Source organism: Moritella sp. F3, from assembly GCF_015082335.1.
GTDB lineage: Bacteria > Pseudomonadota > Gammaproteobacteria > Enterobacterales > Moritellaceae > Moritella.
In genome coordinates this window covers 54169-70850 of the sequence record NZ_BLRL01000005.1, presented here as the reverse complement: position 1 = coordinate 70850, position 16682 = coordinate 54169, and the positions used below count along the sequence as shown (strand labels likewise).

Genomic DNA, 16682 nt, shown 5'->3' with positions numbered 1-16682 from the left:
AATAAGAGGAGTTGTAATATTGAGGCATAAAATAAATAATTATTAAGGCTATATTAATGACAAATTCAATTACATCATTTGAACAACTCTTAATCGAACAATCGTCATTAATAACTTGCGACCCAGATAATTTTGAAAAAAACTGGAATCGACTTGCCAGCCAAGTACTTGACTGGTTTAAACTCGATCGTATGTGCCTTTATCAAAATGACAAATCATTGGGAGAAGAAGCCACCAGCACAGCGACTGAACTTAAATTTATCGGCGTGGCAAGCAAAGATCCTCACACGATAGACAAGGCGCTAATATCGATAGATAGCCAAGGTATTGAAGGTTATTTAAAAATGTTACACGCACAAATCCCCATTCACTTTAGTGCTGAACAGTTAAGAACTCAAAAGAATGGTGTTCTCAGCACACTCTATAAAAATGGGGTTCGCTGGCATACGATTTTACCGTTAAAGATCCACGGTAAGAAATGGGGGGCACTCTCGATGAGTCGATTTGATGAAGATGCCGAGCCTTTAACTCACAATCAATTAATTCTGATCAAGTTACTCGCCGAAATGTGGGCTGTTTATTGGCAGTTTTCTAAACTGTCACGACATTTATCAAGTAAAGTAACGCCAAACAACGCTGTCGAATTGTTAAGTCCACGCCAAAAAGAAGTACTCAGTTTGCTTGCAACAGGAATGACCGCCAAAGAGTGTGCAAAAGCGTTAACCCTTAGTCATCGCACCATTGAGTCACATAAATACCTCATGCTAAACGTGCTAAATTTATCATCTCAGGCAGAGCTAATTAAATTTGCAGTGCAAAATGGACTCGTTGCTCATCATTATCAATCAAGTATTTCACACCATTGATAAAACTTTATGTCAGCAAGCCCTAGCATAGGCAAGTCTTCGTTGGTGTCGCCATACGCGTAAACGGTATCAAAGTCAGTTAAATCAAATCGTTGATTGATTAGTCTGACTTTATTTTCACCACCACAATCGCCCTGCACATAATTACCAGTCAGCACAGCCTGCTTTGATTCCAGTTCACTGCATATCAAATCTAATCCGTGCCTTTGACACCAATAGGAAAGATAGGGATTAAGTGACGCGGACACCACCACAATTTTATCGCCTCGCGTTTTGTGCCATTCAATACGAGCTACTGCATTAGCTCTTAATACTGATGGTAAATATTCACATTCAAACTGCTTTGCGATATGAAATAACTGGGATCCACAGCGCTTCCAAAAAGCAAACTTAGCCAGTAATGGTCTTATTTTCGCCGCAGGATATAGCCCTAATTTATGTAATAAAATGATTGGTGATAATAAGATCATCCCCACAATCAAGCGGTGTTTAGGGGTCGCGTAAAAAATGAATTTGGTGAAGCAATCTTCATTGGTAATCGTGCCGTCAAAGTCAAAAAATGCGATGTTCACGCTAAATACCTTTTTAGTGCTGAGATTATCGGCGGTATAGTGGGAGCGTGAACGCGAGGTATACCTTCAATGTCAAACCAACGTATTTCACGGCACAGGCCTGGTTCAGCATTGATGAGTTCACCTTGCCAATCATCACACACATAAACGTAATGCTGACAATCAACGTTAGGATCAGATAACTGAATTAAAAAATTGAGATTGATAGGATCAACCCCCACTTCTTCTAGCGATTCGCGAATGGCACTTACTTGTGGGGCTTCACCAAGTTCAATTCGACCGCCTGGAAGACTCCACAGCTGATCGAGAAACTCAGTATTTTGACGAAAGCTAAGCAATACTTGAGAGCTTTTGATAAAAACAATTTGGGCTACATCCTGATACATTTTCATTCCTTAAAACATTCTTTTTATACCACTTATTCGTCCTAGCATACAGAGGTAACACAAATAGGTGAAAGCGTTATCTATTATCTAAACCTAGAACAGATGAACAGAAGAAGCTGTTGGATCCGCTTGCAGGATAGATTTAACCATTTCTCTTCTTTCTTTATGCGCTTGATTATTAATATCACGTCGATGATAAAGCATCGAATATGGTACTTTATTCAAATTCATTGGCGGTTCGAATATCTGCAGTTGAAGCATCTCGGAGAAAACCTTGTACATTCTTTCAGTGATGATACAAAGTTTGTCTGATGTCGACACGTATACCAGCTGGGCCATAATTGATGGCGCATCATAAACAACATTTCGGGGTAATGGATTTTCTGCAATGATTGTGAACACATCTTTACCTGATCTTTTCATCACCAAAGCAACATGCTTTTCATTATAGAACTGCTCTTCAGTCAATGTTCCTTGTATTCTTGGGTGATTTTTCGACGCTGCAATATACACCTTTTCTTCCGCAATGTTTTCTACAATAATCGATCCGTCTGAGGTCGTTATAAAATCAACGACTAGATCGACTTTCTGCTTACGTAAATCATCAACAATATCGTCTTGATTACTCGGCGAGTTCTTAATCTCTAAGTCTAAATGATTCAACTGATACACAAACATTTCTTGCGAATAAATCAAGAATGACCTGCTGTGTATAGATTGACTAATCAGTTCCGCCGCTTGCGTTAGCTTCTCTGCCATGAAGATTGCTTGTGACGTGGGCGCTATCGACCTGCCCTGCTTTATGAAAAGTGGCTTATCAATTTGGCTCTCTAGTTTTTTGATTTGCTGACTTACCGCTGCCTGACTAATCCCAATCTCTTCTGACGCTTTCGTATAACTCATGTGGCTATATACTTTCAGGAATGAGTTCAAAAGGTTTAAGTCCATATAACACACCTTATAGTTTAAATGAGGAACAGTGGAAAAACAGAAGCGTTATCTTAAATTAAGGGGACAACTAAAAAAGCCTGATAATATCAGGCTTAATTGTCATTCTTATAATATTTCTAATTAGAAATTATAGCCAGCATTGATGCTGAAAATAGCTTCTTCTAGATTTGAGTTATAATTAATATCACTTTCAATATTAAATCCACTTACAGTGTAGCCAACACCCACTTTACCGTAAACACCCGTTTCAGAATCTGAATAGCGACCAGAATCATCTTTACTCTCAAGGTATAAATACTGAACACCTGTACCATAAGTAAGATAAACGCCTTTATCAACGTCACCATTTAATATTTGTACACCACCAAAGTCTAGACTCGTTGCTGTAAGCTTGTCCTCTGAAGAATAGAAGAACCCTTTATACTCTTGAGTAATACGCTTATGCGCTACTTTTACATGCATTAATGACGCTTCACCAGACCACTGGTAACCAACATTTACATCGTAGGCGTTATCCATTCCATCAACATCGAACCAAGTTGTACTCACTTCGCCGAAAAAGTTTTCACCACCATATTTAAGTCCAGCGTTATACATATCTAAATTGTCACCTGACGATACGCCTAGCGTAAGAGCAAAATCATCGATTCCAATTTGACCTTGAGCTCCAGCGATCGATAAAGAATCAGAAGTAACATACTCAACTTCGACTTTGTGACCCGTATTTGTTTCTGAAGCAACGTGGTCGTTCATATTTGCGAATGCAGGTAAAGAAGTAATGATTGATAGTGCGATAATAGTTTTTTTCATTTCAGTCTCGTTAATTAAGTATGATAACCGTTAAATCCGTTAACAACATGTTTCCATTACCTGTATTCTAAACAAATGCCTGTCTGCTTAAAGTAGGCATAGCTTATTCAATCTATAAGTCACGCTTATACTTTAACCTTGAAAAACACAAATTAGATAAAGGCGGGATAATTAATAACGACTGAATTTAGACTTGAAATGACGCGCTTATAAGAGCAGAAAGCTGAATAATACAGCCTTCAAGTATATACGCGATAGTGGTGTATAGCTGGGGTTGAGGCTAGCTCTACTGGCGCCGAGTATTATGATTTGTTAGTTACTTGCCTCTGGCTTACAATGAAAGTTAAGTTTATTACCATCTAAATCTCTAAAGTAAGCACAATAAAAGCCACCTGAACGCACACCTGGGTCACCTTCATTTTGTCCACCTAAAGCTAATGCTTTTTTGTGCAGCTTATCGACTTCCTCTGTCGAAGACACACTAAGCGCAACCATGGTGCCATTGCCATAACTTGCATCTTCACCATCGAATGGATTTCCGATTGCGAGCATAGGCTTTCCTTCACCAAAGCTCCAAGCTAGAAATGTTTTCGAATCAGCGACTTTTTCCGCGCCCATAACCTTCATCAACGAACCGTAAAAATAACGCGAAACATCAATATTTTGTGAGCCTAACATTACATATCCAATCATTCATATTCTCCTATAAGAAGTTGAGTTTACCTTGCGCTGTATTAAACCAAGCAGGTCTAATATAAGACAGCTCTAATTGTAAAAGTCGATTGTAATAGCTAACAGCCATAACTCATAACCCACGATAGTGTTTTATCTGATATTGGATGCATTATGGACGAGATGACTTTACTTGCTCATACGTTTAGCACAGAGCCTCTAAAGCCCATCTTCGATCATCTGCTTAATAATAACTGCTTTAACAAAGTGATCTAATTGATGGGTTTGTATCCACCACGTCGCCACTTCCATTAGCAACTCAGGGTCATCATTTTTATTCGCAAAAAAGGCATAAAATGAGAGACCGACATTATCGCCTTTACTGTCTATTTTCTTATTACAGCCGTCGATTATTTTGTTTCTTAATTGCTGTTTCATTATTGACTCATTATCATCGTTAATCTATCTACCAACGTCGTATATTATCACTAACCAAACATCTGAATTAACTGGTAACCTAGCAAAACGAAAAATAGTACTACAGTTGAATAAAATGTAAGTGCAAAACCAAACGCTCTTGCTGGTGCACCATTTTTGTAACCTTTAAAAAAACAACATCGTCCAATCGCGAATAAAATCGAACATAGAGGAATAACAGATAACCAAGAACTTGGCATTAATAGGCACCAAGCAGTATAAACCCCAAAAGCGATAACAAACTGCTCCAACGTATTTTGAAGTAAACTTTGAAGTACCATCACCTCATTTGTGCCAGACGTTAATCCACTTCCATCTATATCTTCAGGACTAAAAAAACGGAATTTAGCTAACCGACCAACCGATGCAATTAAAAATAAGATTGGTAATATCAAAGACAGCCCTAAGACCGCTAATCTTTCTGATACCAACTCAAGTTGATAGTAGTTAAGAGGATCAAATACAATCGCCACCACAATAGTCACAATTGAAGCAAGCATCGCTGTCAGCATGCCCTTAAATACGCCACTTTGTTTACTCGATAATGCCATATTTATACCTCTCATCAACGACGCTTTATAACGTCATAAGATAAACAAATTTTGCTCTAATTCTAAAAGGCGTTTTTTTAACGACAAACCACCACCGTAACCGACAAGCTCACCTTTACTGCCAATAATACGATGACAAGGAATGATAATAGCCAATCCATTTGCGCCATTGGCACTGCCAACAGCTCTCACTGCACTCTCGTTATCAATGGCCACAGCTAAATCCAAATAAGTCGCGGTTTCACCATATTTCACGTTGGTTAACTTATCCCATACTGCCTTTTGGAAATCTGTACCAACCAATAATAATGGCATATCAAACACACTACGTTCACCTAAAAAATACTCTTCAAGCTGTGTTTTCGTATTCGTTAAAACAGCATCATTTTGCTCAACAAATGTCGCATTAAGACCGCGCTGTATACGGTTATCAACAGACTCTCGCATTTTTCGATAGCGAAAGTCACACAAGCAAAGTTTACCGTCATATGAACCAAGCACAAATTCGGTGTAAGGATGTTTAAAATATTGAATATTAATTTGATTCATCATCCAGAACTCGTCAAAGAACCAATAAGGCTCGCGACGATATGAGCGCCAGAAAACTGACCAAGCTCATCTAAATGGATGTGTTTAAATTTTTCGAATGCCTCCGCTGAATTATTCGCCCGAATAACATCTCCAACACGCTCAAAACCTTGTGCAACAAGCTGTTCTTTCTCAATTAAAAATATCGGGCTGTTTATGTCCAAGTGTACGACGGTCTCTTCTTTTACATAAAAATGAAATGTTAACATTTGACTACCTCCATATAAATGTCGAGCAACTTCGCTCATGATTATAGATTGCTAAGCCCCTACAAAGCCCTGTTCATCGTTACGCACTTCGTATCAGTCACATTAGCACTTCTTGATGCAGCAGACGACACATTAACAATCGCATCGTGCTACCGCTTTCCTCGTGTCTGCTCGTCTACGCTGAAATAGCTAAAATATAGCAAAAGAATGCCACAAAACTAACGCCACTTCTAACCCAATGCCTAGGGTTCCATTGCTTTAATAATGCAACGACAGCTTCAGGTTCAAGTTTATTTGCAGAATCCAATAACTGATCGTTAATGGGCTTGATGATAAAGATAGTGATCGGTACAACTGAAACTAGAAAAACAGCACCAATCAGCCAATAAATATCACCGGATATAGACCAAGAAATCACACCTAACACAGTCCCGCCGACAGCAAGCGCTATCTGTAATGTTGACGCTTTAGCATACATAGGCGGAAAGAATTTACTGGCAAAGTCGCCACCTGTATCTAAGGTCGCAGGATGTTGAGCAAGGTTAATATATAGCGCAGCACCAAAAAAGGTACCCGCACATAAGACTGCAATAATTTCGATCATAATGTGTTTCCATAATTTGTTAGGACTTAAAAAAGATTCGATAACATTCTATATAATGCTATCGAGCCACAAAGTACACTAACGAAGCAGCATCTATCTTTTATTTACTTTTACTTACAAAGGGATAGATTTTGATGATTGAAATTCTCTATTGATAGACTACATGAAAGCGTTCTAATACAAGCATCATCTCTCCATTAGGTTCTATAGCCAATTCAGTACATTCTTTTGTGAAAAAATTCCAATGCGCTTTGCGCCACCATGCAAGTGAGCAATCCCCCTCGCCTTCTGCATGAGCAAACTCAGCCGTAACCTCGTTGTATTGGCAACGTTCAACTGAATCAATTTGGATAATACAAATCGGTTTACGCTGCCAATCAATAACCACTTGCAGGTGACCTACAGTAGGCATCGGCTCTTCACCCGAATCATACCAATAGCTCAAGCTACAAGTAGCCGTCTTTTGCCCTTTACGGATTAACTCTGCACATAAATTAGCATTGTACTCATCACCGCAAAAGTAGTCGCTACTAAATGATTGATACTGTTGACGTTCAATATTACTTAAAGAGTGAAGGTATATGTCGAGATATTCTTGAGATTGTTCTTCCATGAGAGCCTCTGGATCCTATCGTATATTATTCAAATATGTTCATGATTGATTTATCAATTCAAACGGCTCACAAGCTGTACCTTGGTGATACTTCAATTGCCATTGTGTTCCATTTAACACCCAGACTGATGACCGTTTAGCAAAGTGACTGCTTTTACCTCTAGATCAAAGTAATACACTTATAAACTATCAACCTAGACCCATAATAACAATATGTTACATAAACAATTTCAGTCTCAATACAAAAATGGCGATAGTACCAAGCCTATCGCCATTCAATTTATAACTTACTGATACAAGCTAAAACTAGCTAACGACTTCAAACGAGCTTAGCCCTAAGCCACTGCCCTTATTCACTTTCACTTGCACTGGAATACGTTCCTTTAATGCTTCAACGTGGCTAATTACACCAATCATTTTTCCTGATGCATTTAAGTTATCCAGCGCATCCAAAGCGATGTCTAATGTCTCGGCATCCAGCGTGCCGAAGCCTTCATCAAGGAATAACGAATCAATGCTGGTTTTGTGGCTAACTAAGTCAGATAAGCCCAGTGCTAATGCCAAGCTAACCAAGAAGCTTTCGCCGCCTGATAAGGTTTTGGTATCACGTACCGCATCGGCGAGCCAAGTATCAACAACCTGCAGCGCCAATGCTTCAGAGCCAGAGGCCAATTTACGCTGCAGTTGATAACGGCTGTGTAAACGGTCTAATTGTTGATTAGCTAAAGTGACCAAATGATCCAGCGTTAAGCCCTGCGCAAAGCGACGGAACTTACTGCCGTCTTTCGAGCCAATCAAACTTTGCAAATAAGCTTTGTCATCATAATCAGCTTCACAATCTTTAATCTGCTGATAGAAATCAGCCAAATCGGCACTACGTGCGGCATCATCAGCAAGGCGCTGTTTCAACTCACCTTGACGCTGTAAAGCTTGATTAAGCTCGACTGTCATCGCATCTAACTGCCCAATAATCGTCGCTAATTCAAGTTCCGTAACTTGCGCTTGTTGCAATGTTAATAAGCGTTCATTCGCTTGTTCGTATAATGCCTGACAACGGGTTAAGTTAGCCGTCAGTTGCGACTTAAGCGTCAATAATCGCTGCTTTTCGTCTGCAGGTAATAACGCTTGGTTAAACTCAACATCAGTGGTGAATGGACTCGCGGCTAGCGCCTGCTGCCATACTCCTAAGCAATCCACTGACTCTTGCTGTTGCTGTGCTAAACCTTGCTGTAACGTGGTTAACTCACCTTGCAGCGCGTGTAACTGATTCGACAATGCGGTCGCTTGCGCTGTAATTTCTTGTTGCGCTTGTTCGGCACTATTTAACAATAGCTGCATAGCCTGTCTTGCATCTGCCACACTACGTTGACCAAATAAATTCTGACGTTGCTGTTGTTTATCTGCCAAACTCGCCGACAAGCTAGTTAACGAGTTCAGGGTTTGAGCAATAACAGCATCCAACTTCACTTGCTGTTCACGTAACGGCGTTAACTGGCTGTCTGCAGTAAGGAACTGTTCGCTTGCAGTCTGCAATAGCTGCGCTTGCTGTGTCCATGTTTGCGTTGCTTGGTGGCATTGTGCTAACCAACTGTCGAGTTGGCTCCATTCCGGCAACGATAAACCTAACTCAGTCACGCTATTGGCTAATGCTTGCTGTAATTCGCTTAGTACCTGCCCTTGTTGCTGTGTTTCCCTTATTAGCTTTTTCTCAGTGTCTTGGGCTGCTTGTAAGTCACGGTTCACTAGCTCAATTTGATGTTGCAGTTGAGCACTGTTTTTATCAAATTCAACCAAAGCTTGCTGCGCTTGCTGTAATAGCACTGTCGCGGCTTTTAAACCCTGGATGCGTTGTGACAATTGCTCTAATTGCAGTGCTTGCTGCTGCACAAATGCTTGCGTACTCGTGTTATCGGTAATAACAAGATTGGCATTAAGCTGCTGATTGTATGTTTGCCATTGCGCAATAAACGCATCTAACTGCGGTTGTAAGGTCGCATTACGATTGTTGAGGTTATCTAGCTTAGTGTTTGTAACTTGCAGCTGACTTTTAAGATCCCCTCCCTCGGTTTCAATTTGCTTTAACGCTAGCTCTAATTGCGCTTTACGCTGCGCAGTTGGCGACTCGCTAATGTGTTGGTATTCGACGATCAGTGGGTGTTCTGTCGAACCACATAACTGACACGCTTGCCCCGCTTTAAGTTGGCTGCGTAATTGTTCTAAGCTGGCAATCTTTTGTTCTTGTTCTAATAAACGCTGAACATCGTTGAATTCTTGCTTTTTGGCTTTAAACAGGTCGCGTTTTGCTGCGATCTCAACGTTAACGCTAGCAAGCTGCTGCTGTAATGTATTAATGTTAGCCTTGTTAGCTTCAAACTCTTGCGACTCGCTAATATAACGCTGTTGTAAACCAGACAACTGCTCAACAATACTTTGCGCGCGTGATTGCTGGCTAAACACATTCTCAAGCGCAGCTAACTCATCACCCGCTAACAAGTGAGTCACTTGCTGTTGTGCCTGAATAACCCCATCGTTGACCGACTGCTGACGCTCAGAATTTGCCGTAATAGACGTAGATAATTGTTGTTGCGATGCTTGGCTTTGCTTTACAAGCGCTTGGTTGTCAGCCATTTGCTGGTTTAATGCCGTTAAGCTTTGTTGCTGTTGATTACATTGCTGGATCTGACTTTGCCACAACGGTAGACGTGTACTCAGCTCAGCATCTTTGCTGTGCTGCTGTTGATAAGCCTGACAGTCATTAACCGTTTTTTGGGCTTGCTGCGCAGTTTGCGTTAACTTAGCCAATTGCAGCTGTGTCGTTTGCTGTTCGCTATTCTGTTGCAACTGTAACGACTGGCATTGTTGCAATTCTTTACTTAGTTGGGCGCAATCATTATCCAATGGAATTATTTGGTCATTGATTAAAGTTTCTTGCGCTTGGCTTTGCTGCTTAGCATCATCTAATTCTGCTTGAGTGACTTTGCTTTGGTCTTGATTAGCTGCCACGGCACTTTGCGCTGATGTCACAGATAGCTGCAATGTCTGTTGTTGCTTATCTAATTCCACAAGCTTACTGTTAGCTTGGGTTAAATGCGTAAACGGCAGACGTAACGCCTCAGCTGGTTCGGCTTTTTCGAGCTTATCTAACTCAAGTTGTTGCGCTGTAGTGTCCTGCTCTGCAGTGGTTAAACTGCTTTGTGCTTGGCTAACACCTTGTAGTGCTTGTTCGAGCTGCTCACGCCATTGCTTTTGTTGCTGTAGATCTGTTTGCTGCTTGCTTAATGCTGTTACCTGCTGACTAACTTGAGTTTGTTCCGCGGCTATCTCACTGCGTTGCTCGTCATTCAATAAGTTCACGCCATCGGCTTTGGCACGGAGTTTATCTAATTCTGCTTTCGCAACATTGTGGCTTTCAAATACCGCTTGTGAGATCTGGCCGTAAATCTCAGTGCCAGTCAGTTCTTCTAATAATTCAGCGCGATCATTGGCTGGTGCATTCAAAAACGCTGCAAATTCACCTTGCGACAGCAGCATAGATTTACGGAAACGCGAAAAATCTAACCCCGTGATTTCCGCCACCAGCTGTTTTTTCAATTTAACTTGGCTAGCAAGAATGTCACCCGACACTACCTCAGCCAGTTCCACTTTCATTTCTTGTAAATTACCCTGTGCACTATTTTTAGCACGGCGCTGGCTCCAGCTAGCACGGTAACCTTTACCTTGTACTTCAAATTCAACTTCGGCGGCGCATTCAGCCGTGTTACGGGTCATGATTTCATTTTGAGATTTCGATATCGCTAGACGCGGAGTCTCGTGATATAAAGCCAAACAAATCGCATCAAGAATAGTGGTTTTACCCGCACCTGTTGGCCCTGTGATCGCAAACAAGCCATTACTTAAAAAGGGTTCTTGATCGAAGTTAAGCTGCCACTCGCCTTTTAACGAGTTAATATTTTTAAAGGAAAGACGTTTGATTTTCATTATTTGTCCTCCAGCGTTGCATGCTCGACTTGCTCGACAATCTGTTTAAAGGCTAATTCGATACGTGATTTACGCGCAATTTCTGCATCAGTGGAAAACTCAATTCCCTGCAAACAGCGCTCAAATACATCATTCACTGACAGTTCTGATAAGGTTTCTTTCACTTCGCTATGTAAATGCTGCTCTCTGTCTTTACGTGCGCGGCGCACTTGTAATACTTCCACTGGCAGGTCTGTGGTCATGATTTCAATACGGGTTTGTAAATCCGTAAGGTAGTCCTGCTCTTGCACTTCAATGCTTAACCATAGTGGTAATGGGTCAGTGTGGGCTTTGAAATCGGCTAATTGCATTTCAATACTTTCCAAATTACCTTTAATCGCCTGCATAGGTTGAAAGCGCGGGATAGCTAGCTCAGTAACGGAGTCAAATTTTCCGTCAGTAAAGCTCACTAAGTTAACACTCTTTTGCTGCTTCACTTCATCAAAGCTTAATGGGATTGGCGAGCCGCTGTAACGGATATGTTCTGATTTAGCGACTTTTTGCGCGCGATGAATATGACCAAGAGCAATATAGTCTGCGGCAGGAAATTGGTTGGCAGGGAATGCTTCGAGCGTACCAATGTAAATATCACGCACTGATTCTGTCACCGAAACACCGAGTGCAGTTAAATGTCCGGTAGCGATAATCGGCACTGGCGATCCGTGCTCTTCAATACATTGCTCACGTTTTTTTTCAGCCAATTGATACAAACTAGCGTAATGCCCAGTAATCGCTGCGCCTAAACGCTGCTGCTTTTCTGTGCCTGACTGCCATGCTTCACTTTGCATAACATCACGAGGGCGTACAAACGGTACTGCACACAACAATGCCCCCAGTTGACCTTGGCGATTTTTAAGTTCCAATACTTGCTGATCTAAATCGAGCGAGACACTCGAAATAACTTGGGTATTCAGTTGTGATAATAATTGTTTGGATTCATTCAGCGTTGCGACTGAATCATGATTCCCCGCGAGTATAATTAACTGACAGTTCACCTTGCTCATCGCTACAACAAAGCTGTTATATAGCTCACGTGCATAACTAGGCGGCGTGCCCGTATCAAAAATATCACCCGCGACAATAACCGCATCCACTTGGTGCTGCTCTACTTGTTCAAGTAACCAAGTCATAAAACAACTGTGTTCGTTAGCACGACTTTTAGTAATGAAATGCTGGCCAAGGTGCCAATCTGAGGTATGCAATATTTTCATGAAACGTGGGGGTCCTAGCGATAAAGGTAAGCTATCGCTAGTGTATACCCAAACGACTTCTAGGTGCAGGGGTTAACACTTAAATTATCAATAAATCGGCTGATGGGGTACAACTTATCCGATTGAAAGAAAGTGGCTTTCAGGCATATCATTCAACAGATTATGTATACCTGAAAAACCAACTTAGTTAATTTTCCTTATATGTCTATAACGTCAGCTTATCGGTACTTTCTATCTATAAGCTGACGCACATTTATAGTGAAAACATATGCATTCACTCTGGTACGAGTAAATCACCAGCTTTACCTGCTAGTGATTCCTCTTCACGCTTTTAGTCTTACTCATCTTCGATGATATCAGGTACTGTTCCACCGATTCTTTGGAAGAAAGTCTCGAAGAGCGGAGGAGTCGTACCACTTGCCCCAGTTGCTTCTAACGTAACCATATCATCGACATATCCACTGCCATAGTCTGAGTGACCATGGGGAACAACTATCTCAGGTTGATCAAAAGGAGCGGCTCGACGAAGAATACGTTCATCCGTTAACGTTCGCATCCACGCTGCTATTTTCCCTTGTCGACCAGGTTTTCCTAATAGTTGACCAATAGGCCTAATAGCAGGATCTAAATCTTCATTACCAGGGAAATCACCACCACGCGAATAGAAAGCCACAACATCTTCCAGCGTCAAATATTTACCGTTATGGAAGTATGGTGCTGTTAACTCGATATTACGTAAGGTAGGTACTTTCATATGACCTTTAACTTGTGCTTTCGCTTCACTAGCCGAAAGAAGTGGTAAATGAGGCCACTGTGAATCGTCTCCATTATTTGATTGTGCTGACAATGAAATGAGCCCAAATGGCAGATCTTCTCGTCCTCGTCCTAAGTCTTCGTCTGTTGCGGTAACACCAACATTATAGAACCCTGAGTCATAAAGTCCCATCCCTTGAGAGTTGGCTAATCGCATCGCTTCGACAGGCTCTGCTAACTGAAATTGCAGCGTCGCTGTAGTAAACAATGGTCCATCATGGCATTCGTTACAGCTAGTCCCGCCGCTAAGGAAGCGACTGAAGCCTTCTTTTTCATTCTCGGTCAAATCAACTTCACCACGGGCAAATTGATCAAACTTACTGTCTTCCGAAAGTAGTGTTCGCTCGTAAGCCTGTACTGCGATACCGAATATGAAGGAAAAATTAGCTTCCATCAGACTGTAATCCTCTGCATAACCTTTTTTCGGATCATCCAACGACACTGTGTCGACACTATTCCAATATTGTTCTTGGAAAGCTTCCATGATTAGAGTCTGATAATTAACTGTAAGTCCTTTGTTAGTGCCTGTTGTGTTGGCAAATTCAGCAAGTAAACTATCATCTGCATGCACACCTTGTAACCCTAACGGCATTACAGCACCGTCAAACAATTTAGCAGCAATACCGGGGAAGAAACGAATACTGTCATTCGGGCCGCATGCCATTTCAACATGACTTGTAGCAGGGCCAGTAGCCTGCGACGCTAAAGCTGATATATCAACCAAAAAGTCAGTGTCTTTTACAATCGAACCGTTAACACCGCCCACTGCTTTATAAACACCTGCGTCGGTATCTGCAGGTCCAAATGGATTCTCGCCATTAAAGAGTCTATGCGCACGGCCATCCCAGAACTGGAACACGTTAAACGCGGAATTAATGACTGTTGGTGCTTGTCTACCAGTTCTCTGTCTGAAGTCACTTTGTGGATTTATACACGCATCCCTATCACCCAGCGTTATTTCAACAAACTCTTCATCGATGACCCCTTGGGACCCTAACACCGAGCCACTCGGTAGTGGAAAGCTTGAAAGTGTCGCCAGTAAATTACCCGGACCTTCTGTAAATTGATTTTTTGTTCGCCAATCGGCGCCAGCTAAACTATGGCAACTACCACAAGCCACTTTATTGTCTGAGCTTACTTGTACGTCCCAGAATAAGGCTTTACCCAGTTGTTCAAGGGCTTTATTATCAGCGACAACAAGATCGGAAAGCGAACCTTGCACCACAAAATCACGATCCACGATTACAGGTTCAGGTAAAAATGAAGGGTCTAGGAGATATTCTAGAGCTTCAAAACGAAGGTGATCGATAAAGCTACCTGTCAGTACGCCATCAGGATGTGATACCTCATGAGAAGTGAATACCACTGGCGCGCATAAATTTTCATCGATTAATGCCGTCAACATTGCATCTTTAAGTCGAAGGTTAAATTTAAGTAAACTTAGTTCCGGTAGCGGTTCAGGCGGTCCAACAATGAAATGTACTGGTTGTGGCGGAATTTCAGGTCCAGTGACTACTTCACCCAGTAATTTTCGCGCTGACAAATCCAAACTCAAAAATGACTCGCCTGTGGTGCAATTTTGAAGCTCTATCGTTTCAACTTCTTGCGCGGAGGTAATACCAGCAATGACAACTTCAATATCGTATCTATTACCAAATGTTGCAATACCCACTTCACCACCGACGGGAGCACCATCAGCATCCACTAATTCAACCCCATCAACTAGCTCAAGCAGAGCGTTGAATTCATGATCTGGTTCAGGTGCTTCAACTGCACCTTTAGCTCGACGAATATCAAGTTGAAGTTTGCTCTTATCACGCTTATGCAAAGCTGCTAACAAACGCTTTTCGGCCTTCTGTTCTTTGCCTAATGCTTTAATCTGCTGACGTAAGGCATCTACTTCAGCGTTATCCACTGGCGGTGTATTTCTCACTTCCTCAAGTTGTTGCCTCAAGTCAGCACTCTGAGTTTGGTGTTTATTATGTAGATCCTGTTTTTCAATGTCTTGCTCTTCTAACCCCACAAGAAACTCTTCCAGGACTCCGGCACTCACTGAAGTCCCAGCGATTAGAAAAATAAAACTAATCATCGTTAATGGGACAGTGACAAATTTGGCAAATATCGATCGTTTTTTCATATTTCACCCCGTTGCATACTTCATGATTCCAAATATAAAATTGGATATTATTGTTATTACGGAAGTGAATTAAACATCAACAGCGATGAAACCCCATTCCAATTAGTTAATTTAGCTCAAATAATTTAATTAAGCTCAGTCCCCAAATGTATAAAATGGCCGCGACACCAATCAAAAATGTAATAAATATCTCAAGAATTAATGAAAATATGGTGATTACTCATTGAATACAAAAAAGTTAAATGTAGTATTAATTCGTGTAATATCGTATTCCCGCCAAATTATTTATTTTATTTTTATTTTATCGCATTACACAGAGTTAACGTCTATACGGTTTAACATTAAAAACAATTAAGCACCACAAGGTTAACATTTGAAGTATCATAGCTATAACATCTAGGGCATTTGCGCAACACTGTGTAAAGTCGAATTTAGAGGAATGTTTATTCATGCAGATACACCATATCGAAGGTTATATTCAAACTATTTTGTTAGTCGAATACCCAGATAAGTTGTTGCTACTTGATGGTGGTTGTCGATGTGATGTACCTGTCATAAAAGCCTTCATTACAGACACGCTGCAACGTGACATCAACGACTTAAAACTGGTGTTGATATCGCATATGCATCCTGATCATGCTGGCGGCGCCCACTTATTACGTAAACAATTTGGTTGTAGTATTGCATCGGTAGGTTTTGAAAAGCAGTGGTATCAAGGTTTCAAAGGTCGTGTCGCTCATAGTATAGATATCATGTTGGCACTATATGTGGCACGTCGCAAAGGGAAAAAAATTCAGAATATCTATTATTCTCCTTACCTTAAAACTGATATTATTTTACACGATGAAACACCTGTGCCAGGGTTTGATGAGTGGATTGTGCATTTCACACCAGGTCATACCGACCGTGACTTATCGTTTTTACACCAGCCAACACAGCAGATGTATATCGGTGATATGATTTTAAAACTGCGTAATAAATTTACCTCGCCCTTCCCTATTTATCAGCCCGATGCTTACAAGCAATCATTAAACAAATTATTACAACTCAACATCACTCAAATTTTAATGGCCCACGATGGCTATACCGAAATAAGCCCTGAAGAGATTCAACGATTAATTGACAAGAGCACTAATCACCCACTTACTGTTGTAAATGTAATTAAAAATAAGCTTATGAAACGAAATCGATATAAAAACTGACAC

At 41.1% G+C, this 16682-nt stretch carries 16 protein-coding genes; 2 read left to right on the top strand and 14 right to left on the bottom strand.

The window, feature by feature from the left end:
• Positions 1–56 precede the first annotated feature (56 nt).
• Positions 57–866: a response regulator transcription factor gene (locus tag JFU56_RS10440; RefSeq protein ID WP_198437230.1), complete on the top strand. Its 810-nt coding sequence runs from the start codon at positions 57–59 to the stop codon at positions 864–866.
• Here the strand turns inward: JFU56_RS10440 and JFU56_RS10435 are convergent.
• From JFU56_RS10435 to JFU56_RS23195, 14 genes are all read right to left on the bottom strand, one after another.
• Complete coding sequence (locus JFU56_RS10435; protein ID WP_198437229.1) at positions 842–1438, bottom strand: HAD family hydrolase; 597 nt, start codon at positions 1436–1438, stop codon at positions 842–844. The genes JFU56_RS10440 and JFU56_RS10435 overlap by 25 nt on opposite strands.
• Positions 1435–1824, bottom strand: coding sequence for an NUDIX domain-containing protein (locus JFU56_RS10430; RefSeq protein WP_198437228.1), 390 nt, complete (start codon positions 1822–1824; stop codon positions 1435–1437). The genes JFU56_RS10435 and JFU56_RS10430 overlap by 4 nt, the downstream gene beginning before the upstream one ends.
• Before the next feature lie 93 nt (positions 1825–1917).
• Complete coding sequence (locus tag JFU56_RS10425) at positions 1918–2772, bottom strand: LysR family transcriptional regulator (protein ID WP_198437227.1); 855 nt, start codon at positions 2770–2772, stop codon at positions 1918–1920.
• Positions 2773–2895: 123 nt separating this feature from the next.
• Entirely contained in the window at positions 2896–3585 is a 690-nt protein-coding gene (locus tag JFU56_RS10420) for a hypothetical protein (protein WP_198437226.1), read from the bottom strand.
• A 312-nt stretch (positions 3586–3897) separates the two neighbouring features.
• Positions 3898–4278: a VOC family protein gene (locus JFU56_RS10415; RefSeq protein ID WP_198437225.1), complete on the bottom strand. Its 381-nt coding sequence runs from the start codon at positions 4276–4278 to the stop codon at positions 3898–3900.
• Positions 4279–4476: 198 nt separating this feature from the next.
• Entirely contained in the window at positions 4477–4695 is a 219-nt protein-coding gene (locus JFU56_RS10410; RefSeq protein ID WP_198437224.1) for a DUF6500 family protein, read from the bottom strand.
• A 50-nt stretch (positions 4696–4745) separates the two neighbouring features.
• Positions 4746–5285: an MAPEG family protein gene (locus JFU56_RS10405; protein WP_198437223.1), complete on the bottom strand. Its 540-nt coding sequence runs from the start codon at positions 5283–5285 to the stop codon at positions 4746–4748.
• 33 nt (positions 5286–5318) lie between these two features.
• The gene (locus JFU56_RS10400; protein WP_198437410.1) at positions 5319–5834 is read right to left on the bottom strand and encodes a methylated-DNA--[protein]-cysteine S-methyltransferase; all 516 of its coding nucleotides are present in this window, start codon (positions 5832–5834) and stop codon (positions 5319–5321) included.
• The gene (locus JFU56_RS10395; protein WP_198437222.1) at positions 5834–6082 is read right to left on the bottom strand and encodes a hypothetical protein; all 249 of its coding nucleotides are present in this window, start codon (positions 6080–6082) and stop codon (positions 5834–5836) included. Before JFU56_RS10395 ends, JFU56_RS10400 begins: the two co-directional genes overlap by 1 nt.
• Before the next feature lie 175 nt (positions 6083–6257).
• Positions 6258–6686, bottom strand: coding sequence for a DUF1772 domain-containing protein (locus tag JFU56_RS10390; RefSeq protein ID WP_198437221.1), 429 nt, complete (start codon positions 6684–6686; stop codon positions 6258–6260).
• 148 nt (positions 6687–6834) lie between these two features.
• Positions 6835–7299 (bottom strand): ASCH domain-containing protein, encoded by a 465-nt coding sequence (locus tag JFU56_RS10385; RefSeq protein WP_198437220.1) that lies wholly within the window; start codon positions 7297–7299, stop codon positions 6835–6837.
• Positions 7300–7605: 306 nt separating this feature from the next.
• The gene (locus tag JFU56_RS10380; RefSeq protein WP_198437219.1) at positions 7606–11277 is read right to left on the bottom strand and encodes an AAA family ATPase; all 3672 of its coding nucleotides are present in this window, start codon (positions 11275–11277) and stop codon (positions 7606–7608) included.
• Positions 11277–12527 (bottom strand): exonuclease subunit SbcD, encoded by a 1251-nt coding sequence (gene sbcD, locus JFU56_RS10375; protein ID WP_198437218.1) that lies wholly within the window; start codon positions 12525–12527, stop codon positions 11277–11279. Before sbcD ends, JFU56_RS10380 begins: the two co-directional genes overlap by 1 nt.
• Before the next feature lie 337 nt (positions 12528–12864).
• Positions 12865–15477 carry a cytochrome c peroxidase gene (locus JFU56_RS23195; RefSeq protein ID WP_198437217.1) on the bottom strand — a complete coding sequence of 871 codons (2613 nt, stop codon included), beginning with the start codon at positions 15475–15477 and terminating at the stop codon, positions 12865–12867.
• 449 nt (positions 15478–15926) lie between these two features.
• Here JFU56_RS23195 and JFU56_RS10365 point away from each other — a divergent pair, with 449 nt between their 5' ends.
• A complete protein-coding gene (locus tag JFU56_RS10365; RefSeq protein WP_198437216.1) occupies positions 15927–16679 on the top strand; it encodes an MBL fold metallo-hydrolase in 753 nt (250 codons plus the stop codon).
• Positions 16680–16682: the final 3 nt, after the last annotated feature.

Bases quoted from the DNA above. Each gene is read 5' to 3' on its own strand.
- JFU56_RS10425 (WP_198437227.1), bottom strand. From the start codon at position 2,772: ATGGACTTAAACCTTTTGAACTCATTCCTGAAAGTATATAGCCACATG.
- JFU56_RS10410 (WP_198437224.1), bottom strand. From the start codon at position 4,695: ATGAAACAGCAATTAAGAAACAAAATAATCGACGGCTGTAATAAGAAA.
- JFU56_RS10405 (WP_198437223.1), bottom strand. From the start codon at position 5,285: ATGGCATTATCGAGTAAACAAAGTGGCGTATTTAAGGGCATGCTGACA.
- JFU56_RS10390 (WP_198437221.1), bottom strand. From the start codon at position 6,686: ATGATCGAAATTATTGCAGTCTTATGTGCGGGTACCTTTTTTGGTGCT.
- JFU56_RS10440 (WP_198437230.1), top strand. From the start codon at position 57: ATGACAAATTCAATTACATCATTTGAACAACTCTTAATCGAACAATCG.
- JFU56_RS10395 (WP_198437222.1), bottom strand. From the start codon at position 6,082: ATGTTAACATTTCATTTTTATGTAAAAGAAGAGACCGTCGTACACTTG.
- JFU56_RS10385 (WP_198437220.1), bottom strand. From the start codon at position 7,299: ATGGAAGAACAATCTCAAGAATATCTCGACATATACCTTCACTCTTTA.
- JFU56_RS10400 (WP_198437410.1), bottom strand. From the start codon at position 5,834: ATGAATCAAATTAATATTCAATATTTTAAACATCCTTACACCGAATTT.
- JFU56_RS23195 (WP_198437217.1), bottom strand. From the start codon at position 15,477: ATGAAAAAACGATCGATATTTGCCAAATTTGTCACTGTCCCATTAACG.
- JFU56_RS10415 (WP_198437225.1), bottom strand. From the start codon at position 4,278: ATGATTGGATATGTAATGTTAGGCTCACAAAATATTGATGTTTCGCGT.
- sbcD (WP_198437218.1), bottom strand. From the start codon at position 12,527: ATGAAAATATTGCATACCTCAGATTGGCACCTTGGCCAGCATTTCATT.
- JFU56_RS10430 (WP_198437228.1), bottom strand. From the start codon at position 1,824: ATGTATCAGGATGTAGCCCAAATTGTTTTTATCAAAAGCTCTCAAGTA.
- JFU56_RS10380 (WP_198437219.1), bottom strand. From the start codon at position 11,277: ATGAAAATCAAACGTCTTTCCTTTAAAAATATTAACTCGTTAAAAGGC.
- JFU56_RS10420 (WP_198437226.1), bottom strand. From the start codon at position 3,585: ATGAAAAAAACTATTATCGCACTATCAATCATTACTTCTTTACCTGCA.
- JFU56_RS10365 (WP_198437216.1), top strand. From the start codon at position 15,927: ATGCAGATACACCATATCGAAGGTTATATTCAAACTATTTTGTTAGTC.